This is a genomic window from Pseudovibrio sp. Ad13, assembly GCF_001623225.1.
Classification (GTDB): Bacteria; Pseudomonadota; Alphaproteobacteria; order Rhizobiales; family Stappiaceae; genus Pseudovibrio.
In genome coordinates this window covers 138,627-162,498 of the sequence record NZ_LMCC01000002.1, presented here as the reverse complement: position 1 = coordinate 162,498, position 23,872 = coordinate 138,627, and the positions used below count along the sequence as shown (strand labels likewise).

Below are 23,872 nucleotides of genomic sequence, written 5' to 3'. Positions count from 1 at the left end.
AACAGCGGTCATCAGGTTGCAGCTGGCAATATTAGATCAGGTAGGTTTATGCGAAACTACATAAACTCATGGGATGTTTGAGTTTTGAACGGGCGAGGGATTTCTCGCCCGTTTTGTGTTTGTATTAAAGTAGTTGATCGCTCAGCCATTGGATTGTGGTGGAGACTACGAGGTCGTTGTTTTGTGGGCTGATGATGTCGCCTGCGATGACGTGGTTGTTGTCGTCACCTGAGCTTTCGATAAGCAGCCGCTGTTTTGGTGCGCCCCATTTGTCATAGGCGATATTGGTGAGTGCTGCGTCGATGGTTTCATCTTTTTTGCTGTAGATGAAGAGGGCAGGTACGCTTGCTTTTGCCGGGTCTTGTTCCTGCAAAACTGAGATTGTGGTTGCCATTGGGAGGAGGGCTACACTTGGGTAGCTGATGGTCCAGCCCATCTGTTCTTCTTTAGATGGCGCCTTGGAAGATGAGCGGGTTTTGCCAATGATCAGAGGGACATAGTGTCTTGCGAACGGCATATCGAGCAGGAAGCCGCCCGCAGCTTTGACTCCGAAGTTTGGCGAGACAAACACCATCGCGGCCACATCATCTTTCAGCGGATGGTCCTGCATGGCGAGCCAGGCTGCAAGTGAGCCACCGGTTGAGGTGGACATGATGATTGTCTTCTCACCAATACGCCGGCCAATTTCGACTGCTTCAGCGAGATCATTGACCCAGTCGTTCAATGAGGCTTCTGCCATCGCTTCACCCGAGCGGCCATGGCCAGTCAGGCGGGTGAAGAAAAGATTGGCGCCCATCTCATTTGCAACGCGGTCCGGTACAGGGCGGATTTCATGTTTGCTGGCGGAAAAGCCGTGAACGTAAATGATTGAAAGAGGTGTTTTGCTGTTCTTCTCACCATTGAACCAGATGATCTCTTTGGCCGTGTCAGAACGAATATCCTGAAACCTGGCCTCACTCTCTGAAAGATACACTTCGAGATCATCACCCATAATTTCGGGTTTGAAGGTGATCTCTGTATCGCGCGGTTCTCTTGGGCCTGTCATGAAGGCAATTGTGCCTCCTACGAGTAAAATCAGTACTACAAAAATAAAATATCGAAAGAGCATATGGGGTGCCTTTGTTCCTTAGCGGCACCAGCTTATTCCAGCTTGGGTTGAAATATCAAATCAGAGCATCAGGAAGTTTTATTGAGAGTAGACAGTGGGTACGCCTCTGGACCCAAGCCACTCTATGATACCGTTGGAGACGAGGAGGTTATTTTCCGGATTGATGATGTCGCCTGCGATGACGTGATGGTTGCCTGCGGACTCGGTTATGAGGAGGCGGTGCTTTGGTGCGCCCCAGTTTTCGAAGAACTTCGCTGTGGTGTGCTCATCTGAGGTTTCGTCGCGGATATCGTAGATGAACATGGTTGGGATGGTTGCGTTTGCTGCATCCAGACTGCCAACGAGTTTGACGGTTTCAGCAAGAGGAAGCAGGGCGGTTGCCGGATAGGCGTTGGTCCATGCGTAGATCTCCTCAAAGTTGGCATTCGGATCAGCGACCCGATAACGGCCTACGATGATTGGGGTATAGTACTCTGCAAGCGGATATGTGAGCAGGGAGGTTCCTGCTGCTGCCAGTTCAAAAACGGGAGAGATGAGGACGATTGCTTCTATGTCCTCCTTTAGAGAATGATCAGTCAGATCCATCCATGCTGTTAGAGAACCTCCGAATGAGGTGCTGATAATGATGACTTTGTTGCCGATGGCTTTCCCGATTGTGAGCGCTTCTGCCAAAGCATTGAAGTAGTCATCGACATTCGGTTCTCCCATAGCAGCAGGTGTACGGGCGTGACCGGGAAGCCGTGTGTAATAGAGGTTGGCCTGAATGGAGCTGGCGACGAGATCGGGAACGGGTCTGATTTCATCTTTACTGGCAGAAAAGCCGTGCATGTAGACGACGGAAAATTCGGTTTTGGCTTTGGTGTCGGGGTTTTGCCAGATGATTTGCTTTTCGAGACCGGGCTTAATGTCTGTAAAGCGGCTTTCTACCCGTGCGATGTATTCTTCAGGGTCTTCGCCAATGTCACTTGGGTTGAATGTGATAGAGGGAGACACATAGGTGTTGGTCCAGTAGAGCAGGAAGCCGATGATCAGCACAATAAGAGACAGCAAAAACAGATAGTTCTTTCGGAAGAGCATCGTTAAATCGCCTCTTTTTTTGCTGATAGTGAGCCAGCTTGGCAGGAAACCTGGTGCATCTGTGAGTTTTCCTTTTTATCCAAGCTTATACAATCTCCAACAAATGGCGGTTTTGCTTGACTCGGCACCTGTATTCTCGTAGATACCCGACCTAACTCCTTCTATGTGAAGACCGGAGCCACTGACTGGGACCCGAAAAGGTGTAAAGAGATCCCAGAAGTCAACACCCGACAGCGCGTTGCGCCCTCGGGTGATTTTTTGCTATGTGCAATCGATTTGCCGTGGCAATTTTGGCTTGGTGACACCAAATTCACTAGGAACGAGTGTACGGCACCAGTTGGTTTTCTTCAGGTGTTTGTGCAGAAACGAGATTTTAAAGGAACGACATGTTCGATAATCTGTCAGATCGCCTAGGCGGCATTCTAGATAAGCTCACAAAACGCGGTGCGCTTTCTGAATCCGATGTTAATGAAGCGCTGCGCGAAGTTCGCCGCGCGCTCATTGAGGCTGATGTGGCGCTGCCGATCGTGCGTTCTTTTGTCGACAAGGTGAAACACCGCGCTGTTGGCGCAGAGGTTGTTAAGTCCATTAAGCCGGGTCAGATGGTCGTTAAGATCGTGCATGACCAGCTTATTGAGATGCTCGGTGAGGAATCTCATCCGATCGACCTGAATGCTCCGGCTCCGGTTTGCATCATGATGGTTGGTCTGCAGGGGGCGGGTAAAACCACTGCAACCGGCAAGATTGCACGTCGCCTGACACAGCGCGATAAGCGCAAAGTTTTGATGGCTTCTCTTGATACGCGCCGTCCGGCAGCGCAGGAGCAGCTGAAAGTTCTGGGTGAACAGAATGAGATTGACACGCTTCCTATCATTGAAGGGCAGCAGCCGGTTGATATTGCAAAGCGTGCGCTGAATGCAGCGAAGCTTGGCGGTTATGACGTGGTCATGCTCGATACAGCGGGTCGTGGTCACATTGACGAGCCTCTCATGATTGAGATGGAGCAGATTAAAGCTGCGTCCAACCCGCATGAAGTTCTGCTTGTTGCCGATGCACTGACCGGTCAGGACGCCGTTAATCTGGCGAAGAGCTTTGATGAGCGTTGCGCGATCACAGGTATCATGCTCACCCGTATGGATGGTGACGGTCGCGGTGGTGCGGCGCTTTCCATGCGTGCTGTTACCGGCAAGCCGATCAAGCTGATTGGTACCGGTGAAAAATCTGATGAGCTCGAAGATTTCCATCCAAAGCGTATTGCTGATCGCATCCTTGGAATGGGCGACATTGTTTCGCTCGTTGAAAAGGCTGCTGAAGCGATTGATGCGGAAAAAGCCGCAGAGATGGCTCGGAAGATGCAGAAGGGTCACTTTGACCTGAACGATCTTTCTGAACAGCTGAAGCAGATGGAAAAGATGGGCGGAATGTCCGGCATGATGGGCATGCTTCCAGGTGTTGGCAAAATGAAGAAGCAGCTTGCTTCCGCCAACCTTGATGAGAACATGTTCAAACGCCAGATGGCGATCATCTCCTCTATGACCAAGAAAGAGCGTGCCAAGCCTGAACTGCTTAAAGCAAGCCGTAAGAAGCGTATTGCTGCAGGTTCTGGTGTGCAGGTCGCTGAAGTTAATAAGCTTTTGAAAATGCACCGCCAGATGGCCGATATGATGAAGGCCATGGGTAAGGGCAAAGGCAAGGGCATGCTCGGCAAGATGATGGGCGCTATGGGTGGCGGTATGCCAGGCATGGGCGGCGGAATGCCGAACATCGACCCTAAAGCGCTTGAGCAGATGGCCAAATCCGGTCAGCTGCCGGGCGGCATGGAAATGCCTAAAGGATTACCGGGTGGTGGGCTTCCCGGGGGATTGCCAGGAGCTGGCGGCCCTAAATTGCCCGGTCTTGGTGGAGCATCTGGTTTGCCAGGGCTCGGCAAGGGGAAAAAGTAATTGAGCGAGATCGACAAAACTGAAGAAGCCAAGGCGATCCTTGGTGGACTTCGCTCCAGCATCGACAACATTGACGCTGCTCTGGTGCATATGTTGGCTGAACGATTTCGTTGCACACAGGCTGTTGGGGAGCTGAAAGCTACCCATGGTCTTCCACCGGCTGACCCGGCCCGTGAAAAACTTCAGATTGAGCGTCTGCGCCGCCTCGCGGCCGAGGCCAATCTTGATCCTGACTTTGCTGAAAAGTTCCTGAACTTCATCGTGAAGGAAGTCATTCGGCATCATGAAGCTATTGCTGCTGAACACAGCACAGACTGAATACCTAGGAGTAAATAAACAATGGCTACTAAAATTCGCCTCGCACGCGGTGGCACTAAAAAGCGTCCTTTCTACCGTATCGTAATTGCAGACGTTCGCTCCCCACGCGACGGTCGTTTCATCGAAATCGTTGGTCGTTACAACCCAATGCTTCCTAAAGATGCTGACAACCGCGTTGAGCTGAACGAAGAGCGCGTCAAGCATTGGCTTGGTCATGGCGCACAGCCTACTGACCGCGTTCTCCGCTTCCTGGACGCTGCTGGCCTGATGAAGCGTGAGCCACGCAACAACCCAAATAAAGCTAAACTCGGCAAGAAAGCTCAAGAGCGTCTTGACGAGAAGCTGGCTGCAGAAGCTGAAGCAAAAGCTGCTGCTGAAGAAGCAGCTGCAGAAGCACCAGCAGCTTCCGAATAATATAAGCATACCCGATCTGAGAAGGAGACGCCGGCAATGGCAAACAAGCCTGAAGACCGCATTCTAATGGCTCAGATCGGGGCTGCTCACGGCATACGTGGAGAAGTGCGGGTCAAACCATTTGGTGATGACCCGCTTTCTTTTGGCGATTACGGTAAGCTCGAAAGTGCTGACGGTAGCCGCAAATTTAAAGTTAAGAAGGCTCGCATTCAAAAAACTGTTGTGGTTACCAAGTTTGAAGGCGTGAATACCCGCAATGAAGCAGAAGTCCTCAATGGGATGAAGCTTTATATTGCTCGCGAAAAACTGCCTGAAACAGAAGACGAAGACGAGTTCTATCACACTGATCTCATTGGCCTGAAAGCCATTGATGAGAACGGTGAGGCAATTGGAACTGTGTTGGCTCTTTTGAACTTTGGCGCAGGTGATTTGATTGAAGTTGCCCCGAAGAGCGGCAATTCTCTTATGTTCCCATTCACAAAAGCTGTTGTTCCTACCATTGATCTCAAAGAGGGATATGTGGAGGTTCATGCTCCAGAAGGCTTTTATGATGAAGGTGAAAAAGAACCTGAAGACGGCTCCAAGCCGGATGCAGACTGATTTTTCACATGACCAGATGCAGACATTACTGAGATCATCAGCGTGATTTTTGCAGTTTGTGCATCAAAATACATTCCAGAGACTGACCTTACTTAAGCAACGGGTATCCTATGGCCTTTCGTGCATCCATCTTGACGCTGTATCCTGAGATGTTTCCGGGAAATTTGGCAATGAGCATGTCTGGGCGGGCGATGGAGCGCGGGGATTGGTCTCTTACAGCGAACAACATTCGCGATTACGCGACTGATAAGCATCGCTCTGTTGATGATACACCTGCTGGCGGTGGCGCTGGTATGGTTCTGCGTCCTGATATTCTTGGCAAAGCAATTGATGATGTGACTGAGGATGAAGATACACGTCCACGGTTGCTCATGAGTCCACGCGGTAAGCCATTTACGCAGGCAAAGGCTCGTGAACTGGCTGATGGACCGGGTGTGATTATCGTTTGTGGTCGTTTTGAAGGTGTTGATGAGCGCGTCATAGAAGGGCGCCAGCTCGAGGAAGTGTCTATTGGCGACTACATTCTCTCAGGAGGAGAAGTTGCTGCTCATGTGGTTTTGGATAGCATTGTTCGGCTTCTTCCCGGTGTTATGGGAAATAAAGAGAGCGGTGAATCTGAAAGCTTTGAGAATGGCTTACTTGAGCACCCGCATTATACGCGACCTGTAGAGTTTGAAGGGCAGGAAGTTCCATCTATTCTTAAAAGTGGTAATCATAAACTGATTGATCAGTGGCGCCTTGAGATGTCTGAAAAGATTACTCAAGAAAGACGACCAGATCTTTGGAAGGATTACCTAGAAAATAGCCGTGGATAGCGGGTTTTCTACACTTTTTTCATGACAAACCTACAAAAATCGGCTAAACCCGCGCCGACTGGAGTGGATTCTGTCTGGCGTTTGCCGCTAGGGTCCTAGTTCCACTTCACTTCCCGGCATAATGCCAAGGTTTGGTGAACACGTCCCGGTGGCTCGACCACTGAGGGACGCTCTGACCAATATTTAAAATGGAAGAAACTGCCATGAATATCATTGAGCAGCTCGACGCCGAAGAAATGGCTCGCATCGAAGAGAAGCGTACGCTTCCTGAGTTCTCCCCAGGTGATACCGTACGTGTTCTCGTACGCGTTACCGAAGGTACTCGTACTCGTGTGCAGGCCTACGAAGGCGTATGCATCGCACGCTCCGGCGGCGGCATCAACGAAAGCTTCACCGTTCGTAAGATTTCTTACGGCGAAGGTGTAGAGCGTGTATTCCCAGTATTCAGCCCAATGCTCGAAGGTCTGGAAATCATTCGCCGCGGTAAAGTCCGTCGTGCGAAACTTTACTACCTGCGTGAGCGTCGCGGTAAGTCCGCACGTATCGTTGAAGCTACCAACGTACGCGCAAAGCGCCTTAACGAAGAAGCTCGTGCGGCTGCTAATGCTGCGAAAGCTGCAAAAGCTGCTGAAAAGGCTGCTGAAGCTAAAGGTTCTGCAGAGTAAGATTTACTCTTCGGCCTCTATGGTTTCTAAAACCCCGCTGAGAAATCAGCGGGGTTTTTTGTGTTCATGGTCGGGTTTTCTGCAGGTTCTGCGGTTTGGTTGGATTTGGGCATAGCAGCTCTCTCGGGACCCATGAGTGCTTGACGGCAAACGCTAGGCTCGCGATATGCAGCAATTATCGTATAGGTCCCGGCTCGGGGGTCGGGAAGATAGTGGCGGGCGGGCTTCTTGCTCCTCAGCCAGTCGGCTTCCCTTGGTGCCGTCCTAGCTTTTGAGCTGGGATCCATAACCCATTGCTCTTTCACGAAGGCGTTCGGTCAACTTCTGACACTTGGGGCATGGGTCCCGGGTCTTCGCTTTGCTGTGCCCGGGATGACACCGGTGGGTGGGGCAAAGGCTGTCTCAAAAAACTTATTCCCCTTCTGAAATCCTCCCATATTCTGAACCTATGCCTACGTAGCGGGCTGCTGGCGGAGCGACCGTCAGTTTGTCGTAGGTTGGGCGGGGCTATTGGAAGACGTAACGCACCTTTCAGTGGTCCGGTGAACCGAACTTCAAACGTGACCGCATGGTTTGAGGGGAAGGGCCCAGGACTATAGGGTATCACGCGGTGACAGGTGCAGATGTATCGGTTGGAGAAATCCACTTTTGCAGATGTGTTTGTCAAAGACGGAGGAACTGTTTGGGCATGGAAACGTGTCTGGATAAGCCACTGTCTTTCCGGGAAACCGGCTATCGTGCCTTATAGGCAAAAGAGGCGACGTTGTTCATTATAAAAAGCCCGGGCAAGGCGTGTAGCCAATGCCGAAGAAACTAACTTAACAAACAGCGCAGGTATTGCCTGCCGCCTTGCTCATCCCGACTTCCGGGAACTCTGGTTCAACACTGCATGAGAGGTCATGTGGTGATGTTGGTGTTTGCAGTATAAATGTGACAGGCTCTGGTGCGCATCCTTTGCGCAAGTTTTCAGGGGGATATTCCGGGGAGCTGTCAGAATACAATTAATCCAAGTGGGTTAGGTTAGTACTGAAAGATGCATTGAGTAGGGAGCTTGAAGGCAAATGGTGATCGCATTCATCATCATTTTCATCGTGTTACTCGGTATCTATGCCGTGTTTGTAGAGCCTTGGCTGCCTCCTAAAATTACCCGGCATAAAGTTGTTGTTTCTCCGGAAGCTCTTGGTCAGAAACCTTTGCAGATTGTTGTTATGACTGATCTGCATGCGTGCTGGCCGTGGATGCGCCCTGAGCGGATAGCCCGCATCGTAGAGCGCGTGAACAGTCTGGAGCCTGATCTTATTGCGCTTTTAGGCGACTACCACACAGCCATGCACCCGCCGTTTGCAAAGCCGTTAGCTTCTGCCGCCGCTTGGGCGCAACCTATGCAGCATTTGAAGGCGCCTCTGGGCGTTTTTGGTGTGCTGGGCAACCATGATTGGCTTGAAGGTGGTGAGGACGCCAGAGAGGCATTGGAAGCTTCTGGAGTGACTGTTCTTGAGAATAGAGCTCAGCGGGTATCTACGCGAGGCAACTCTCATGTCTGGCTCTTGGGACTGGATGATCAGTATGGTGAGGCCTGCCAGTTGCACGGGACGGGACGCAGGGATGATCTTGAGGTGGCCTTAAGTCAGGTTGAAGATGACAGCGCCCCGCGGATTTTGCTTGCCCATGAGCCGGACATCTTTCTTGAGGCCAATAAATCCGTAGATTTGACAGTGAGCGGGCATACGCATGGAGGGCAAGTTCGCTTGCCGTTTATTGGTGCACTGACAATACCATCGCGGCTTGACCGGAAGTATGCGAAGGGCGCTTTTGAGGAAAATGGAAGCACTCTCATCGTTGGCAGCGGGCTTGGATGCTCGGGACTTCCAATCCGTTTTCTTTGTCCGCCAGAACTTTTGCTCATAGAAATATATGCTTAGGCTACAGGGTATTGATCGCATCAAAGGGATTGTTTGATTGCGTCTAACTTGCTTTCATTACCTTTCCGTCTTGAGAGAATCTCAAGGCAAAGAAGCTTGATATTTTGGTGATCTGGGCCGATTAATAGAGCCAGTATAGCGGAAGCTTCGTTTATAGTTGTTTCCGTATTTTCAAGATTTATGCGGCCGCAGAGAGCTGCAGGTAATAAGTGAGTGGTCCTGTTTTCTCGGATCTTGAGCGCTTGGTAGGTGCGATCAGAGCCGAATTTGAAACAAGGATCATTCGTTTCCAGGAGACAAGCGCAATGTCGCAGGCCAAAACTCTTTACGATAAGATCTGGGACCACCACGTGGTCAGCACGCAAGAAGACGGCACTTGCCTGCTTTACATTGACCGCCACCTGGTACACGAAGTTACGAGCCCGCAGGCATTTGAAGGCCTGCGTATGGCTGGCCGTCAGGTTCGTCACCCAAAGCGTACACTAGCTGTTGTTGACCATAATGTGCCGACCACTGATCGCTCTAAGGGTATTGATGATCCTGAAAGCGCGTTGCAGGTTGATACACTTGCGAAAAATGCTGCTGAGTTTGGTGTTGAGTACTACTCAGAGCTCGATCAGCGTCAGGGCGTGGTGCACATCGTGGGACCAGAGCAGGGCTTTACACTGCCGGGCATGACCATCGTTTGTGGTGACAGCCATACATCCACTCATGGTGCTTTTGGTTCTCTTGCACACGGTATCGGTACTTCTGAAGTTGAGCACGTTCTGGCGACCCAGACGCTGATTCAGAAGAAAGCGAAAAACCTGCGTGTGACTGTGAATGGTCAGCTGCCGGAAGGTGTGACCGCGAAAGATATCGTACTGGCGATCATCGGAGAGCTGGGTACTGCTGGCGGTACCGGTTACGTCATTGAATACGCTGGTGAAGCGATCCGTAATCTGTCTATGGAAGGTCGTATGACCGTCTGTAACATGTCTATTGAAGCTGGTGCACGTGCTGGTCTGATTGCTCCGGATGAGAAAACCTTTGAGTACCTGAAGGGCCGTCCTAAATCACCAAAGGGCGCTGCGTGGGAACAGGCACAGGCTTATTGGGAAACTCTGTTTACCGATGACAATGCAGAGTTTGATACAGAAATCGTTCTGGATGCAGCGAACCTGCCTCCAATCGTGACCTGGGGTTCTTCTCCTGAGGATGTTGTTTCCGTTACCGGTGTTGTGCCTAATCCGGCTGAGATTGAAGACGACAACCGCCGTGCTTCTAAAGAACGTGCGCTTGAGTACATGGGCGTTGAAGCGGGTCAGAAGATCACTGACATCAAGGTTGACCGTGTGTTTGTTGGTTCTTGCACCAACGGACGTATCGAAGATCTGCGCGAAGCTGCTGCCGTTGTTAAAGGCAAGAAGGTTGCAGACACCGTTAACGCGATGATTGTTCCGGGTTCTGGTCTGGTGAAAGCACAGGCGGAAGCAGAAGGTCTGGATGAGATCTTCAAAGACGCTGGTTTCGAATGGCGTGAGCCTGGGTGCTCCATGTGTCTGGCGATGAATGCTGACAAATTGAAGCCGGGTGAGCGTTGTGCTTCAACTTCCAACCGTAACTTTGAGGGCCGTCAGGGCTTCAAGGGCCGTACGCACCTTGTTTCTCCAGGAATGGCGGCAGCGGCTGCGATTGCCGGACACTTTGTTGATGTGCGTCACTGGAAGTAATCGCAGATAAAATTTTGCAAATGAGCGGGAGTAGGTGACTATTCCCGCTTTTTTTATTTTGGGACCGACATTGCGACAAAGTGTGTCGTGACAAGCTAATTGTCTGATCTATAGCGGATTTCTGCTGATGTGCTTTGTCGGTATTTCGAATTCCTTGGGGTAAGGAAGATTGTCAGACTTCACATAGCTGTCATTTGCTGACTACAATATCAAAACATCTCAAGATGATTTCCGCTCGGGCGCTTGTGTTCTGAGCGAGACTCGGGAGCATGTTGTGAACGCAGTCGTTTCAGAAGGCGCATTCCCGGCGCTTGTGTTGAATGCAGATTATCGGCCTCTGTCTTACTACCCCTTGTCTCTGTGGGGGTGGCAAGATGCGGTGAAGGCTGTGTTTTTGGATCGAGTTAGTATCGTCTCTGAATACGATCAGGTTGTGAGAAGCCCAAGTCTTGAGTTTCAACTTCCCAGCGTTGTTGCGCTGAAGTCCTTTGTAGAGACAGAGCGAAACCCAGCTTTTACGCGGTTTAATGTGTTTTTGCGGGATAGATTTCAATGCCAGTATTGCGGATCCCTGAAGGATCTGACTTTTGATCACCTCATCCCTCGAAGTAAAGGGGGCCTGACCACTTGGGACAATGTCATCACAGCTTGCTCTCCCTGCAATTTACGCAAGGCAAACAAATCCTGGCAAGAAATGAACATGCGGCCCATGCAAATGCCATTTATTCCACGTGTGCATGACCTACATAACAACGGCCGCCTGTTCCCACCCAACTACCTGCACGAGAGCTGGTTAGATTTCCTCTATTGGGACAGCGAGCTCGAGCCGTGAAACGCGGTTAATGTTTTGTTAGCCATTAGCCTGAAAACTTTCAGTAAAGTTGAGTGATTAATACCCGAGATACTACCCTTATATTATGCTAGGCATAATTACATGGGCGTCGATGGTGGGCATCTCGATGGGTTATTTCAGACAATTCTCTACACTATTCAAAAGGTTCAACCGCTCCGAAGACGGGATGGTGGCGGTTCTTGTCGCAGTGCTCATGGTTTTGATGATTGTGTTCGCTGGAATGGCGATTGATTTCGGCATGGGCTTCAACACTCGCCGCGCAGTAAATCAGGCATTGGATGCAGCAGTGCTAGCTGTTGCTAACAAACTCACTATTACGGAGATGAGTAAAGCAGAAGTGCAGGAGATGACCGAAGAGTACTTCGAGGCTAATATTAAAGATTCAATCGGTGAAGATGTTGAAGTAACTAAGCCGGTCGTTAAGTATGAGATTGGTGGCGATACGATCTCCGCGAGTGCATCTGCAAAACTCAATAACAGCTTTTCTCCAATGATTGGCCTGCTCACTGGTGGTAATGGCGATGAAGCTAGTGAACTTGCTGTTGGTAGTAGTTCAACTGCAAGATTTCCACGGAGTAATGTTGAAGTCTCGGTGATTGTAGATGTTACTGGGTCAATGAGCTCCCACATTGGTGCTCTAAAAAGGGCTTCAACCAGTTTGCTTGATGCACTGTTGCCTGAAGACACCGATATAGCGAAGAGCCGTATTCGTGTATCTTTCATACCATATAGCAACGGGGTGAAACTAGACACGGCACTTGCTGAAAAAGCGACTTTTGATGTCAGCTACTATGGCTGCGTACATGAGCGGATTATGGATCAGTCCACAAGTGAAGTTCCATATGACTTTGAAGATGATGAGGGCAACACAGATTATATCGGATCTGGTTATAGTTATTGCCCACGGAATGCAAAAGTAGTTCCGCTGACTGCAGATCGAAATAAGATTAAAAACTCAATTAGTAGATTATCTGCAGGTGGCGGGACAGCAGGTCAAATCGGGATAGCTTGGGGGTGGTATACAATATCTCCGAGATGGTCGAATTTTTGGCCTTCTGATAGTGAGCCACTGCCTTATGAAACAGACAATATTCGAAAGTACGCGGTGTTTATGACTGATGGTGACTTTAACGTACACTATCGAGATGACTATAATTATAGTCGCGTAGAACAGGCGCGCGAAGAGAAAATCAGAGAAAAAAAACGAAATAACACTTGGACTGAGGGACCGAATCCTGATGGGTCTAACAAGTTTACCTCAGATGAACATGAAGAGTTCGCTAACTTAATTGAATGGAGGTACGCGTCTTCATATGGCGAGTACGGTACTTCATCTGTTCGTGCTAAAGAAATATGTAAGAATATGAAGGAAAAGAACATTACGGTGTATTCTGTTCATTTCGGGAGTTCTTATGCTGCTAAAAGAGTGATGCAGTCTTGCGCAACAAGTAACAGCACCTTTTATAAAGCTGATAATGAAAGTGAACTGATTCAAGCCTTTGAAAAAATCGCTAATGATATCAAGAATATATATTTATCTCAGTAGTTTTAGCGTAATAAAAAACCCCGCCAAATCAGCGGGGTTTTGTTTTCTGGGCTGAATTCAATAGGCGTCGCCTACACGGTTTCAGCTTTGTTTTGGCGGTTGTCGATTAGGTCGCCTACGACGGTTGGGTCGGCTAGGGTTGAGGTGTCGCCCAGGTTGTCGAAGCTGTCCTCTGCGATTTTGCGGAGGATGCGGCGCATGATTTTGCCGCTGCGGGTCTTGGGTAGGCCTGGGGCGAACTGGATGAGGTCTGGGGATGCAATTGGGCCGATTTCGGCGCGAACGTGCTTTACCAGTTTCTTCTTCAGTTCTTCAGATGGTTCCAAGCCTTCCATGAGGGTGACATAGGCGTAGATGCCTTGTCCCTTCACATCATGCGGATAGCCGACTACAGCAGCTTCTGAGACCTCTGGGTGGGCGACGAGGGCGCTTTCAACTTCAGCAGTCCCCATGCGGTGACCAGATACGTTGATCACATCGTCAACACGGCCCGTGATCCAGTAGTAGCCATCTTCGTCACGACGGCAGCCATCGCCAGTGAAGTAGAAGCCTTTGTAGGTGGCGAAGTATGTTTGGACGAAGCGCTCATGGTCTCCGTAAACAGTCCGCATCTGGCCTGGCCAGCTGTCTGTTATGACGAGGTTGCCCTCAGTTGCACCTTCCTGGAAGTTGCCTTCAGCATCAACAATTGCTGGCTGAATGCCGAAGAACGGGCGTGTCGCTGAGCCTGGTTTAAGATCGGTTGCCCCTGGTAGAGGCGTGATCAAGATACCGCCAGTTTCGGTTTGCCACCATGTATCAACGATTGGGCAGCGCTGCTCGCCGACCACGTTGTTGTACCATAGCCATGCTTCTGGATTAATTGGCTCGCCGACTGACCCAAGAACGCGCAATGATTTGCGGGATGTATTGGTTACATATTCATCACCAGCGCCCATCAATGCACGGATTGCGGTCGGGGCGGTGTAGAAGATGTTGACGTTGTGTTTGTCACAAACTTCCCAGAAACGGCCTGCTGTCGGATAGGTAGGTACACCCTCAAACATGAGTGTTGTCGCGCCGTTTGCAAGCGGACCGTAGAGGATGTAGCTGTGGCCTGTGACCCAACCAACATCAGCAGTACACCAATAGACCTCGCCTGGGTGGTAGTCGAAAACGTATTGATGCGTCATGGAGGCATAAACGAGGTAACCACCAGAGGTATGCATCACGCCTTTTGGCTGACCTGTTGAGCCTGACGTGTAGAGGATGAAGAGCGGGTCTTCAGCATTCATTTCTGCTGGCGGGCAATCTGCAGAAACTTTCTCGGTTTCTTCATGATACCAGAGGTCGCGGCCGTCCATCATGTTGACGTTGCCACCGGTGCGTTTCACCACGAAGACCTTGTCGACATTGCCGCATTTTTCGATTGCGCGGTCAGTGTTTTCTTTCAAAGGTACAGTTCGGCCACCGCGGACGCCTTCGTCAGCTGTGATGACAAAGCGTGATTTACAGTCTTCAATACGTCCGGCCAAACTGTCAGGTGAGAAACCGCCAAACACAACAGAGTGCACTGCGCCGATCCGGGCACACGCAAGCATTGCGTAAGCTGCTTCAGGGATCATTGGCATGTAGACAGTGACGCGATCGCCTTTTTGCACGCCATTGGCAAGCATGGCGTTTGCGAAACGGTTCACTTCTTCAGACAGCTGCTTGTAGGTGATTGTCTTGCTTTGATCCGGCTCATCACCCTCCCAGATGATTGCTGGCTGATCGCCGCGCTCTGCCAGATGACGGTCAATGCAGTTGGCTGCTACGTTCAGCGTGCCGTCTTCAAACCATTTGATGGAAACATTGTGGTAGTCGTAGGACGTGTTTTTGACCTTGGAATAAGGCTTAATCCAGTCAATCCGTTTTCCGTGCTCTCCCCAGAACCCGTCTGGATCCTCAACGGACTTCTTGTACATTTCCAAGTACTGCTCGTTGTTGAGCAGGGCGTTTTCGGCAATCTCAGCCGGTACTGGATATACATCACCAGTCATGGTCAATCTCCCCATTTTCTCCACGGGTAATCACATACCCAACTCCTGTGGCGTATTATGGGCAGCTGCCGTTGGGGCGTCTAGCGAATATGCTTCGAACTTTCGTAGGTCCCATTGTCTCTAGGTTCGTTTGGCCTACGAAAATTCAGCAATACGAGATATCAAGCTATCCGGATTTAGCCAGAAATCAGTGCATAGACTGCGCCTTGAACCATCAAAACGCCGAGCCAATGACCAGCGTCGATGAATGTAAGCATCCATGAGGCTCGTTGGAATTTGTGATTGACGATCAGGCCTGTGAGTATAAAGCCACCCCAGATTACGATTGCTGCAGTCACGCCACTGGCAATGGTGACTGAGCCTGAGTAAACGAGGATCCCGGCAAGGACGAAGGCCATGATCATTTCGCAGAGAAAAGTTATGACGTAAGTGGAAGGAGACATTTGAACGTCTTCTTCTGAGATGCCGACAGCTTTCATCCAAGAATATGAAAGCACATAGTACCAAATAGACCCGAAAATATATGAAGCGATTCCCGCAGCAAGCACACCCGGTAAGTAAATTCCTTCAATCATATCAATACACCTTGTAAAAGATATGGTGCGCACATGACTTGAGTATTTATTATTCGAAAAATGTATTGAAAATATTTGGTAGCTTCAAGTGCCATCGGATTTGTGGCTGGTAGTCGAAACAATAAGAGAGGGTGGACAAGGCCACCCTCAAAATTCAAGTAGGTTATTGCATTGCCGCAGCTTTTTCATTGGCCTTTGCAAGAGCTGGGCGACTTAAAATTCTTGAAAAATAATCGCTAACGGGTCCTTCTGGCCATTCGAACTTGGAGACTTTGGCCCAGATTGCACAATGCCCGATGATGACATCAGCAATTGTGAAGGTGTCGCCCATTGCCCAAGTGTTTTCGCCAAGGCGTTTTTCAAGGTGCTGCATCGATCTGTTCCACTCAAATCGGCAGGCAGGTTTGATGTCTGGTACGCGTTGGTCTTCCGGGTGAATAAATGAGTGTTTTGCAGCCATCCAGAGAATGGAGTCCATTTCATCGAGCGCAAAGTTGGTAAAACTATCCTGCCGGGCACGATCTAAAGTTCCTGATGGGAATGACAGGCTGAAATGTTTGTCTGCTAAATAAGTACAGATTGCCGTTGAATCGTAGATGGTTTCTCCATCAACGATCAGGGCAGGGATCTTGCCTGATGGATTTACGGCATAAACATCTTCCTGATGAGGTTTGCTGGGCACAACCTTGTAAGGCAAATTCAGTTCTTCCAGTAACCAGAGTACCCGCATGGTTCTTGATTGCGGGTGGCCAATAACTTTGTACATAAGATCCTCCTTTTGGATCTGATCATCTGCGTTGATGGTGAAAAAGAAAAGCAAGAATGACTGCGACTTGAGGATAAGCTTTCAGATTACAAGGTGCGCAGCTTTAAATAGGCAAAGTTGATCGACGCTGAGGTGAGTAAAAAGAAGAGCCCCTTACAACTGAAGGGGTGATTGCGACAGTGTCTCTTTGTTAGTTTGATTTCACAAAATAACCATTGGAAGAGAATGTCCTGAAATGTTTGGAAATGGCGGGCTTTTACTGATATTGTGACCCCAATATTTCAGGAGAGACATCAATATTTATTCCCGGTGTCTGGTGACATAGTTTTTATTGTTTCCCCCTACTGTATTTCCTAAGGGTAGCTTGGGCTGTTCATGAAACTAAACTGGCAACTGAGCTATCGAAGACAGCTATGCAATGGTTGTTTGCTGCATAAACTGGTAGGCGTGGAGCGGTAAGATCGTGAATTTTTCGGTTAATTGGATTGCCCAGAAGCTTCGATTTTTTGCTGTTTTTGCAATAGCTTTGGCCTCCGTGCTGACAAATGCTCGTGCAGATGTTGCTGCATGGCTGTTGATGGATGCCGACAATGGTCGCGTTTTGGAGCAGAACGGCGCTTTCGACCGTTGGTACCCAGCTTCCCTAACAAAGATGATGACCGCCTATATCGCCTTTAAGAGTATCTCTCAGGGTGAGATGGCCATGAGCGATATGGTGATGGTCTCTCAAAACGCACTCAATCAACCACCTAGTAAGATGGGCTTCAAAGTCGGGACAACAATCACGCTCGACAATGCCTTGAAAATGATCCTCGTAAAGTCAGCCAATGATATTGCAGTAGCTGTTGCTGAACGGGTAGGTGGCACTGAAGAAAGCTTTATCAGTCAGATGAATGCGACTGCGCGTCGGCTGGGGATGACGCATACTAATTTTGTCAATCCTCACGGGCTACCAGATAATCGTCAGGTTTCATCCGCACGTGATATGGCGCTGCTTGCAAGTGCTCTGTGGAAACAGTTTCCGCAGTATCGTTCTTATATGAGTCACCCGGGAATTCGATTTGGCCGAAGGACATTTCGGTCTGGAAACAGAGACTTTCTTCTGCGTACTGCTGGCGCTAATGGATTGAAAACTGGATATATTTGTAATTCCGGTTTCAATGTAGCGACTTCTGCAACACGCAATGGAAGAACAGTTATCGCTGTTGTTCTGGGGGCTGCTTCCAGCCTGGAGCGTTCAGCGTTTGCAAAGAAACTCATTGATAACGGTTTCAAGAAGACAGCAGGAACGAAGATTACTGCGTTCCGCGGAAGTGGGAATATCAACCCACCAAAAGACCACTACTGTAAGCGCAATGCTAAGCCAACGGCTCAACAGCTCGTTGATCGCTTTGGGACAAAACGTGGCTCTGCCAGCATGATGGCTTATGCTGATGCGGCCAGTCCGAGCCCACGCGGTAAATCTATTCGTCTTTCCAAGAAGAAAGTGAACTGGGGTTTGGTCTATGAAGAAATTCTGGGCCCACAGTTGAAGTCATATGCACCAGTGACTGTGCGTATTGGCAATGAGCACCCTGTTGTCGCGCTAAAAAAGCTTGGAAATGCAGTGCCTTTGCCAACTCCTAAGCCTGGGTCGCAAAAGGGCTTGGAGCCCGCGCCTATTGGAGGCATTCAGCAGCTTAACGTACCAGTGGGCAAGGGGGCTTCTTTACAGCCGCTGAAATCAACTCCTAAACGAGATTTGTTTGGCAGCCCGGGTGGGCTCTATGCTAATACGTCTGCCTTCGGTAAAACGCAGTAACCGTAGCTACAGGCAGTGCAGAATTATGGCTAGTACCCAAGAGAGGCGGAGTCCGCCAACACCGATTCCAATGAGCGTCATTACTGGCTTTCTGGGGGCGGGTAAAACAACGCTTCTTAATCGAATTCTCAAAGAACCAGTGTTGGAAAATACAGCGGTCATCATCAATGAATTTGGTAAGATCGGTCTGGATCATTTGCTCGTAGATACCATTGATGATGGAATTATAGAGCTCTCATCTGGTTGTTTGTGCTGCACTATTCGTGGTGATCTCATCAACACGCTCGAAGATATTCTGCGCCGTATCGACAATGGCCGCATGAAGAAGATCGACCGTGTGATTATTGAAACAACTGGTTTGGCTGATCCAGCTCCAGTGTTGCACACTGTGATGCTGCATCCGTACTTAGTCATGCGATATCGACTTGATGGCGTGGTGACATTGGTCGATTCCGTCAACGGTTTGGATACGATCCATTCTCATGAGGAAGCAGTCAAACAAGTTGCTGTTGCTGATCGTATCGTGATGACGAAGACGGATTTGCAGGAGCCTTCTGATGATTTGCTGGCTGAGCTGAAGCATCTGAACCCTGGCGCAACTGTGCTTAATGCTCAAGATGGCTCTGCAACGGCTGCTGCACTCATCAACTGCGGACTGTACAATCCTGAGAGCAAAATCCCAGATGTTCAGAAATGGCTGAGAGAAGAGGCGTACAAAGACGGGCACGCTTCGCATGATCACCACGGACACCATCATCATGGTGATCATCATCACGACCCAAACCGGCATGGTAAAGATGTTCGCGCCTTTACGCTTGAGACCGACAGCGCGATCCCCAATGCTGCACTGGAGATGTTCCTAGATCTACTGCGCTCTGCACATGGCCCTAAGCTTTTGCGCGTTAAGGGGATTATAAAGACCGTAGAACACCCGGATCAGCCTTTGGTGATCCATGGGGTGCAGCATGTCTTCCATCCACCTGCACGGCTTGTAGAATGGCCTGATGCGGATCAGAGAACGCGGCTCGTCTTCATTACCAAAGGCCTTTCTGAGGGCTTTGTGAAGAAGATGTTTGATGCATTCACCGGCGGTGTCGCTGCTGACACGCCTGACCGCACTGCGATGATGGATAATCCACTTTCCATTGGTGGATTCAGCGGTACGTTTAAGTAACCAGCTGAACCGCAGCAATAAAAAAGCCCGCTCAAGTGGCGGGCTTTTGTGTGTCTTATAAACGCTTTAGCGCGTAGGGACTGGAACCTCACCGCGGTAGTCATAGAAACCACGCTGAGTTTTGCGTCCAAGCCAGCCAGCCTCAACGTACTTCACGAGTAGTGGGCATGGGCGGTATTTGCTGTCTGCAAGGCCTTCATAGAGCACCTGCATGATGGACAGGCAAATATCCAGACCGATAAAGTCAGCCAGTTGCAGCGGGCCCATCGGGTGATTTGCACCCAGGCGCATTGCTGTGTCGATTGCTTCAACGGAGCCAACACCTTCATAAAGAGTGTAGATTGCTTCGTTGATCATTGGCAGCAGAATACGGTTCACCATAAAGGCTGGGAAGTCTTCTGAAACTGCAATCGTTTTATGCAAACCGAGGGTGTAGCCCTTGGAAAGTTCAAAGGTTTCATCGCTGGTTGCAATGCCACGAACAAGCTCAACGAGTTCCATAAGCGGAACCGGATTCATGAAGTGGATGCCGATGAATTTTTCCGGACGGTCTGTAGCGGATGCCAGACGCGTGATGGAAATAGACGAAGTGTTTGTGCCAAGGATGGCATCAGGCTTCAAAATCGGACAAACACTTTGATAAACCTTGCGTTTGACCTGCTCGTTTTCACTCACAGCTTCAACAACGAGGTCTGCATCGCTTAGGGATTTAACATCGTCAGATGTTTTGATACGGGTAAGAGCCAGGTCGCGATCTTCTTCAGTGATCGTGCCCTTTGAGATCTGACGTGCCATATTGCCATTGATGCTGGCCAGGCCTCTGTCGATACGATCCTGATCGATATCGTGAAGCACGACATCGTATCCTGCCAAAGCACTTACGTGTGCGATGCCATTGCCCATTTGACCGGCGCCAATAACACCGACTTTCTTTACTTCGACCACCATTGTCAGATCCAAATTCTTACAAGCATCGGTTAAACGTGCTTTGACGTTCTCGTAACAACATACATCGCAAGTCTTGCCTCAAACAGCAAGAACCCCAGAATGAAATATTAACATCCCGGGGTTCCTGAAAAGCTAATCAAATATGATTAGAGGGCTTTTTCCAGTTCAGGAAGAGCCTCGAACAGGTCTGCGACAAGTCCGTAATCAGCAACCTGGAAGATTGGTGCTTCTTCGTCTTTGTTAATTGCGACGATGATCTTGGAATCTTTCATGCCTGCAAGGTGCTGAATTGCACCGGAAATGCCGCAAGCGATGTAAAGATCAGGTGCAACAACCTTACCGGTCTGGCCAACCTGCCAATCATTTGGTGCGTAACCTGCATCAACAGCTGCACGGGATGCACCGATTGCTGCGCCGAGCTTATCAGCAACAGGGGTGATGACTTCGTTGAACTTCTCTTCGGAACCGAGAGCACGACCACCGGAGATGATGATCTTAGCGCCTGCGAGTTCTGGACGATCAGAAGCTGCGATTTCTTCACCCACGAAGGAGGAAATTGCCGGATCAGCAGAAGCTTCAGCAGCTTCAACCGGAGCAGAGCCACCTTCAGCAGTTGCAGCGAAGGATGCTGTACGAACAGTCAGAACCTTCTTTGCATCAGCAGACTGTACAGTTTGGATTGCGTTACCTGCGTAGATTGGACGCTTGAACGTGTCTGCAGATTCAACGGCAATGATTTCAGAGATCTGCATCACGTCGAGCTTAGCAGCAACGCGTGGCAGAGTGTTTTTGCCATTGGTTGTCGCAGCAGCAACAACAGCATCATAATCAGCAGCAAGTGCAACAATCAGATCGCCAACTGGTTCAGCAAGCTGGTGCTCATATGCTGCGTCGTCAGCAACAAGAACTTTAGCAACGCCAGACAGTTTGGAAGCAGCTTCAGCTGCTGCGCCACAGTCTTTACCAGCAACGAGAATATGAACGTCGCCGCCCATTTCTACAGCTGCTGTCAGTGCCTTAGCCGTTGCTTCGTTCAAAGCAGAATTGGAATGTTCAGCCACAAGAAGCGTGGTCATAATGCTAACTCCTCTTGACCTATCTTAAAGAACGCCAGCTTCGTTTTTGAGCTTGTCTACCAGCTCATCAACGGAAGCGACCTTAACGCCTGCCTTGCGTGCATCAGGCTCAGCAGTGTTGAGAACCTTGAGGCGAGGTGTAGCGTCTACGCCATAGTCCGCCAGTGTTTTCTCAGCAATCGGCTTTTTCTTTGCCTTCATGATGTTTGGCAGAGAAGCGTAGCGAGGCTCGTTCAAACGCAGGTCAGTGGTGACAATCGCTGGCATGTTCAGCTTAACAGTCTGCAGACCACCATCGATTTCGCGGGTGACGTCTACTGTGTTATCGCCAAGGTCAACCTTAGAAGCGAATGTGCCCTGTGCCCAGCCCAGAAGTGCAGCAAGCATCTGACCAGTCTGGTTGCAGTCGTCATCGATCGCCTGTTTGCCGAGGATAACGAGACCTGGCTCTTCTTCGTCAACGATGCCTTTGAGAACCTTAGCTACTGCGAGAGGCTCAGCAATGTCGTCGGTCTGAACGAGGATACCGCGGTCAGCGCCCATTGCGAGGCCGGTGCGGATCGTTTCAGTCGCCTGCTTAGGGCCGATGGAAACAACAATGATTTCTGTTGCTTTACCAGCTTCTTTCAGGCGAAGAGCCTCTTCAACGGCGATTTCGTCGAAAGGGTTCATGGACATTTTGACGTTTGCGAGTTCAACGCCGGAGCCATCCGCTTTCACGCGAACTTTTACGTTATAGTCAACGACCCGTTTTACGGGCACGAGAATTTTCATGTTCCTAGAACCTCCACTAGAAATGCAGGGGAGTATGCGTCGCCACCAAGTTGATAAGACACAGCTTCCGCCGGGCTACCAGAGCCAAAAGGGAATGCAAATTGCATTACATTTGCGGCGACCGTACTGAGCAATTTTGGGGCTGTCAACGATCGCCTAGGGTAAATAGGTATTGGGTTTCAACCAATGTATAAGGCCAAGTGGCCTTATGGTGAAGATAGTTGTCCATAAGTGTTGATAGTTTACCTATTCGTCAAGCACCTTTGGTCGATTTCTTCATCAAAAATTGCTATCTGTTTTTGCCCGCTACCCACAAAACGTCGCCTTCGCCTTTCAGATTTGCATAGCGGGATGCAACAAAGAAGAGGTCGGAGAGGCGGTTGAGGTACTGCAGAGCTTGCTTGTTAACTTTCTCTTTTTGAGAGAGCGCAGCAACGAGACGCTCAGCGCGGCGAGAGACGGTTCTGGCTTGATGCAAGTGTGTTGCCAGCGGTGTGCCGCCCGGTAATACAAATGATTTCAACGGCGTAAGCTCAACGTTCATCTGGTCGATTGCGTCTTCCAGAGCGCTGACCTGATTATCTGTGATGCGCAGAGGTTCATATCCGAGGTCTTCGCCGGTGTCTGGTGTTGCCAGATCGGCGCCGAGATCAAACAAGTCATTCTGAATACGGGCAAGCAGTTCATCCAATACTGGCATTTCTTTGGATGCGTGCAGGCGAACTATGCCAACGACTGAGTTGGTTTCATCAACGGTTCCGTAGGCCTCAATGCGCAGATCATCCTTTTGCCTGCGCTCTCCGCTGCCAAGTGCCGTGGTGCCGTCGTCGCCAGTTTTTGTATAGATCTTATTGAGAGTGACCATTTTCTACCAGTTTCAAACCAAAATCAGGATGTGCTTGCAAAGTAAACGGAAAGCATAATCAATATGATAGCTGCGAACTGCAACAGAACACGATATCTCATAAGCTTTTGCGAACGGTTTGGATCTCCACCGCGCATCATGTTCCAAAGGCCGAGGGCGAGGACCAGAGCGACGGCGAATAGAGCAATAGGAACTAGAGTGGCAACAATACCGCTCATCAAAATCTCCAATAATAAAAGTCTCGATTGAGGTGTTGGATTAATTCAGAACCACAATAGAGGCATTCAGGACGGCTGCAAAGCTAACCCAAAGGAGATAGGGCAGATATAGCCATGCTGCAAAGATTTGCGCTCTATAAAATAGGCGGAAAGTGAAAAAACTTAGCGCGAGCAAGATGATAAGGACAATAAGGCCAAGTGCAGGGTTTTGCTGTCCGAAGAATGCCCAGGACCAAATGCCATTTAAAAACAACACTATAACGAAAGTTAGCTGAATGCTGGTTTTCGAAGGTGGCTTGGCTGCCTCGTTGGTGCCAGTCTGTTGAAATTCAGTGGCCAGCCAGATGCTGATGCCAAGAAGTGCGTAAAGAACAGACCAAACCGGTGCGAAAATCCAATCAGGGGGATTGAAGGATGGTTTGTTGAGAGAGACGTACCATTCGGGGATGGCCGGCGCAGTAACGATGCCGCCGTAAGCTGCTGTTGCATAACACAAAAGTCCCCATCCAACGAGACGACTCCAGACAACTCTGTTCTTTAATTTGGCTTTTGTGGTGTCGCTAAGGGGCACGGAAATTCCTTTTGAAAGGTTTTGTGCAGAATTGCGTTTTTTGCGCATATTCCGCGTTGGTTTGCGTTGTTACGTCAGCAAACGAGGTTGTGCTGTATTAGGTGCTCTAC

23 protein-coding genes are annotated in these 23,872 nt (G+C 49.7%); 12 read left to right on the top strand and 11 right to left on the bottom strand.

The annotated features are described in order from the left end of the window. Positions 1 to 124: 124 nt before the first annotated feature. Complete coding sequence (locus PsAD13_RS01625; RefSeq protein ID WP_208986370.1) at positions 125 to 1,045, bottom strand: alpha/beta fold hydrolase; 921 nt, start codon at positions 1,043 to 1,045, stop codon at positions 125 to 127. Between the two features lie 141 nt (positions 1,046 to 1,186). Beyond that, complete coding sequence (locus tag PsAD13_RS01620) at positions 1,187 to 2,185, bottom strand: alpha/beta fold hydrolase (protein WP_063317107.1); 999 nt, start codon at positions 2,183 to 2,185, stop codon at positions 1,187 to 1,189. A gap of 386 nt (positions 2,186 to 2,571) precedes the next feature. Between PsAD13_RS01620 and ffh the strand changes: the two genes are divergently transcribed. From ffh to PsAD13_RS01565, 10 genes are all read left to right on the top strand, one after another. Beyond that, on the top strand, positions 2,572 to 4,128 hold the full coding sequence (ffh, locus tag PsAD13_RS01615; protein ID WP_063294623.1) for a signal recognition particle protein: 1,557 nt from the start codon (positions 2,572 to 2,574) through the stop codon (positions 4,126 to 4,128). After that, positions 4,129 to 4,446: a chorismate mutase gene (locus tag PsAD13_RS01610; RefSeq protein ID WP_063303867.1), complete on the top strand. Its 318-nt coding sequence runs from the start codon at positions 4,129 to 4,131 to the stop codon at positions 4,444 to 4,446. A gap of 21 nt (positions 4,447 to 4,467) precedes the next feature. Continuing rightward, the gene (rpsP, locus tag PsAD13_RS01605; RefSeq protein WP_063286212.1) at positions 4,468 to 4,860 is read left to right on the top strand and encodes a 30S ribosomal protein S16; all 393 of its coding nucleotides are present in this window, start codon (positions 4,468 to 4,470) and stop codon (positions 4,858 to 4,860) included. A gap of 36 nt (positions 4,861 to 4,896) precedes the next feature. Next, a complete protein-coding gene (gene rimM, locus PsAD13_RS01600) occupies positions 4,897 to 5,460 on the top strand; it encodes a ribosome maturation factor RimM (protein WP_063317106.1) in 564 nt (187 codons plus the stop codon). Positions 5,461 to 5,570: 110 nt separating this feature from the next. Next, complete coding sequence (gene trmD / locus PsAD13_RS01595) at positions 5,571 to 6,275, top strand: tRNA (guanosine(37)-N1)-methyltransferase TrmD (protein WP_063317105.1); 705 nt, start codon at positions 5,571 to 5,573, stop codon at positions 6,273 to 6,275. 203 nt (positions 6,276 to 6,478) lie between these two features. Next, on the top strand, positions 6,479 to 6,940 hold the full coding sequence (gene rplS / locus PsAD13_RS01590; RefSeq protein WP_057463274.1) for a 50S ribosomal protein L19: 462 nt from the start codon (positions 6,479 to 6,481) through the stop codon (positions 6,938 to 6,940). A gap of 1,061 nt (positions 6,941 to 8,001) precedes the next feature. Further along, positions 8,002 to 8,862: a metallophosphoesterase gene (locus tag PsAD13_RS01580; protein WP_063317103.1), complete on the top strand. Its 861-nt coding sequence runs from the start codon at positions 8,002 to 8,004 to the stop codon at positions 8,860 to 8,862. Positions 8,863 to 9,167: 305 nt separating this feature from the next. Then, positions 9,168 to 10,574 (top strand): 3-isopropylmalate dehydratase large subunit, encoded by a 1,407-nt coding sequence (leuC, locus tag PsAD13_RS01575; protein WP_063317359.1) that lies wholly within the window; start codon positions 9,168 to 9,170, stop codon positions 10,572 to 10,574. Between the two features lie 274 nt (positions 10,575 to 10,848). Beyond that, positions 10,849 to 11,406: an HNH endonuclease gene (locus PsAD13_RS01570; protein WP_063286206.1), complete on the top strand. Its 558-nt coding sequence runs from the start codon at positions 10,849 to 10,851 to the stop codon at positions 11,404 to 11,406. A gap of 127 nt (positions 11,407 to 11,533) precedes the next feature. Continuing rightward, complete coding sequence (locus PsAD13_RS01565; protein ID WP_193777017.1) at positions 11,534 to 12,973, top strand: pilus assembly protein TadG-related protein; 1,440 nt, start codon at positions 11,534 to 11,536, stop codon at positions 12,971 to 12,973. A 71-nt stretch (positions 12,974 to 13,044) separates the two neighbouring features. On the opposite strand, the gene acs is transcribed toward PsAD13_RS01565, so the two are convergent. The 3 genes from acs to PsAD13_RS01550 all read right to left on the bottom strand — a co-directional run bounded on the left by acs (position 13,045) and on the right by PsAD13_RS01550 (position 16,335). Beyond that, positions 13,045 to 14,994: an acetate--CoA ligase gene (gene acs / locus PsAD13_RS01560; RefSeq protein ID WP_063317101.1), complete on the bottom strand. Its 1,950-nt coding sequence runs from the start codon at positions 14,992 to 14,994 to the stop codon at positions 13,045 to 13,047. Positions 14,995 to 15,170: 176 nt separating this feature from the next. Then, positions 15,171 to 15,569, bottom strand: coding sequence for a DUF1761 domain-containing protein (locus PsAD13_RS01555; RefSeq protein ID WP_084404612.1), 399 nt, complete (start codon positions 15,567 to 15,569; stop codon positions 15,171 to 15,173). A 163-nt stretch (positions 15,570 to 15,732) separates the two neighbouring features. Next, positions 15,733 to 16,335 (bottom strand): glutathione S-transferase family protein, encoded by a 603-nt coding sequence (locus tag PsAD13_RS01550; RefSeq protein ID WP_063317357.1) that lies wholly within the window; start codon positions 16,333 to 16,335, stop codon positions 15,733 to 15,735. A gap of 463 nt (positions 16,336 to 16,798) precedes the next feature. On the opposite strand from PsAD13_RS01550, the gene PsAD13_RS01545 reads away from it, so the two are divergent. Then, positions 16,799 to 18,136 carry a D-alanyl-D-alanine carboxypeptidase family protein gene (locus PsAD13_RS01545; protein WP_063317100.1) on the top strand — a complete coding sequence of 446 codons (1,338 nt, stop codon included), beginning with the start codon at positions 16,799 to 16,801 and terminating at the stop codon, positions 18,134 to 18,136. 70 nt (positions 18,137 to 18,206) lie between these two features. Further along, complete coding sequence (locus tag PsAD13_RS01540) at positions 18,207 to 19,310, top strand: GTP-binding protein (RefSeq protein WP_084404611.1); 1,104 nt, start codon at positions 18,207 to 18,209, stop codon at positions 19,308 to 19,310. A gap of 66 nt (positions 19,311 to 19,376) precedes the next feature. Here the strand turns inward: PsAD13_RS01540 and PsAD13_RS01535 are convergent, their stop codons facing one another. From PsAD13_RS01535 to PsAD13_RS01510, 6 genes are all read right to left on the bottom strand, one after another. Further along, entirely contained in the window at positions 19,377 to 20,258 is an 882-nt protein-coding gene (locus PsAD13_RS01535) for a 3-hydroxybutyryl-CoA dehydrogenase (protein WP_057464631.1), read from the bottom strand. A gap of 146 nt (positions 20,259 to 20,404) precedes the next feature. After that, the gene (locus PsAD13_RS01530) at positions 20,405 to 21,334 is read right to left on the bottom strand and encodes an electron transfer flavoprotein subunit alpha/FixB family protein (RefSeq protein WP_063317098.1); all 930 of its coding nucleotides are present in this window, start codon (positions 21,332 to 21,334) and stop codon (positions 20,405 to 20,407) included. Positions 21,335 to 21,358: 24 nt separating this feature from the next. Beyond that, positions 21,359 to 22,108 carry an electron transfer flavoprotein subunit beta/FixA family protein gene (locus PsAD13_RS01525; RefSeq protein ID WP_057464633.1) on the bottom strand — a complete coding sequence of 250 codons (750 nt, stop codon included), beginning with the start codon at positions 22,106 to 22,108 and terminating at the stop codon, positions 21,359 to 21,361. Positions 22,109 to 22,397: 289 nt separating this feature from the next. After that, positions 22,398 to 22,973 carry a cob(I)yrinic acid a,c-diamide adenosyltransferase gene (locus PsAD13_RS01520; protein ID WP_063317097.1) on the bottom strand — a complete coding sequence of 192 codons (576 nt, stop codon included), beginning with the start codon at positions 22,971 to 22,973 and terminating at the stop codon, positions 22,398 to 22,400. Positions 22,974 to 22,996: 23 nt separating this feature from the next. Next, the gene (locus PsAD13_RS01515; protein ID WP_063286199.1) at positions 22,997 to 23,191 is read right to left on the bottom strand and encodes a twin transmembrane helix small protein; all 195 of its coding nucleotides are present in this window, start codon (positions 23,189 to 23,191) and stop codon (positions 22,997 to 22,999) included. A 40-nt stretch (positions 23,192 to 23,231) separates the two neighbouring features. Then, positions 23,232 to 23,810: a TspO/MBR family protein gene (locus tag PsAD13_RS01510; RefSeq protein ID WP_208986369.1), complete on the bottom strand. Its 579-nt coding sequence runs from the start codon at positions 23,808 to 23,810 to the stop codon at positions 23,232 to 23,234. Positions 23,811 to 23,872 lie beyond the last annotated feature (62 nt).

Bases quoted from the DNA above. Each gene is read 5' to 3' on its own strand.
- PsAD13_RS01535 (WP_057464631.1), bottom strand. From the start codon at position 20,258: ATGGTGGTCGAAGTAAAGAAAGTCGGTGTTATTGGCGCCGGTCAAATG.
- PsAD13_RS01555 (WP_084404612.1), bottom strand. From the start codon at position 15,569: ATGATTGAAGGAATTTACTTACCGGGTGTGCTTGCTGCGGGAATCGCT.
- PsAD13_RS01540 (WP_084404611.1), top strand. From the start codon at position 18,207: ATGAGCGTCATTACTGGCTTTCTGGGGGCGGGTAAAACAACGCTTCTT.
- PsAD13_RS01620 (WP_063317107.1), bottom strand. From the start codon at position 2,185: ATGCTCTTCCGAAAGAACTATCTGTTTTTGCTGTCTCTTATTGTGCTG.
- acs (WP_063317101.1), bottom strand. From the start codon at position 14,994: ATGACTGGTGATGTATATCCAGTACCGGCTGAGATTGCCGAAAACGCC.
- rpsP (WP_063286212.1), top strand. From the start codon at position 4,468: ATGGCTACTAAAATTCGCCTCGCACGCGGTGGCACTAAAAAGCGTCCT.
- PsAD13_RS01525 (WP_057464633.1), bottom strand. From the start codon at position 22,108: ATGAAAATTCTCGTGCCCGTAAAACGGGTCGTTGACTATAACGTAAAA.
- trmD (WP_063317105.1), top strand. From the start codon at position 5,571: ATGGCCTTTCGTGCATCCATCTTGACGCTGTATCCTGAGATGTTTCCG.
- PsAD13_RS01510 (WP_208986369.1), bottom strand. From the start codon at position 23,810: ATGCGCAAAAAACGCAATTCTGCACAAAACCTTTCAAAAGGAATTTCC.
- PsAD13_RS01550 (WP_063317357.1), bottom strand. From the start codon at position 16,335: ATGTACAAAGTTATTGGCCACCCGCAATCAAGAACCATGCGGGTACTC.
- PsAD13_RS01520 (WP_063317097.1), bottom strand. From the start codon at position 22,973: ATGGTCACTCTCAATAAGATCTATACAAAAACTGGCGACGACGGCACC.
- ffh (WP_063294623.1), top strand. From the start codon at position 2,572: ATGTTCGATAATCTGTCAGATCGCCTAGGCGGCATTCTAGATAAGCTC.
- PsAD13_RS01625 (WP_208986370.1), bottom strand. From the start codon at position 1,045: ATGACAGGCCCAAGAGAACCGCGCGATACAGAGATCACCTTCAAACCC.
- leuC (WP_063317359.1), top strand. From the start codon at position 9,168: ATGTCGCAGGCCAAAACTCTTTACGATAAGATCTGGGACCACCACGTG.
- PsAD13_RS01580 (WP_063317103.1), top strand. From the start codon at position 8,002: ATGGTGATCGCATTCATCATCATTTTCATCGTGTTACTCGGTATCTAT.
- PsAD13_RS01530 (WP_063317098.1), bottom strand. From the start codon at position 21,334: ATGACCACGCTTCTTGTGGCTGAACATTCCAATTCTGCTTTGAACGAA.
- rplS (WP_057463274.1), top strand. From the start codon at position 6,479: ATGAATATCATTGAGCAGCTCGACGCCGAAGAAATGGCTCGCATCGAA.
- rimM (WP_063317106.1), top strand. From the start codon at position 4,897: ATGGCAAACAAGCCTGAAGACCGCATTCTAATGGCTCAGATCGGGGCT.
- PsAD13_RS01565 (WP_193777017.1), top strand. From the start codon at position 11,534: ATGGGTTATTTCAGACAATTCTCTACACTATTCAAAAGGTTCAACCGC.
- PsAD13_RS01515 (WP_063286199.1), bottom strand. From the start codon at position 23,191: ATGAGCGGTATTGTTGCCACTCTAGTTCCTATTGCTCTATTCGCCGTC.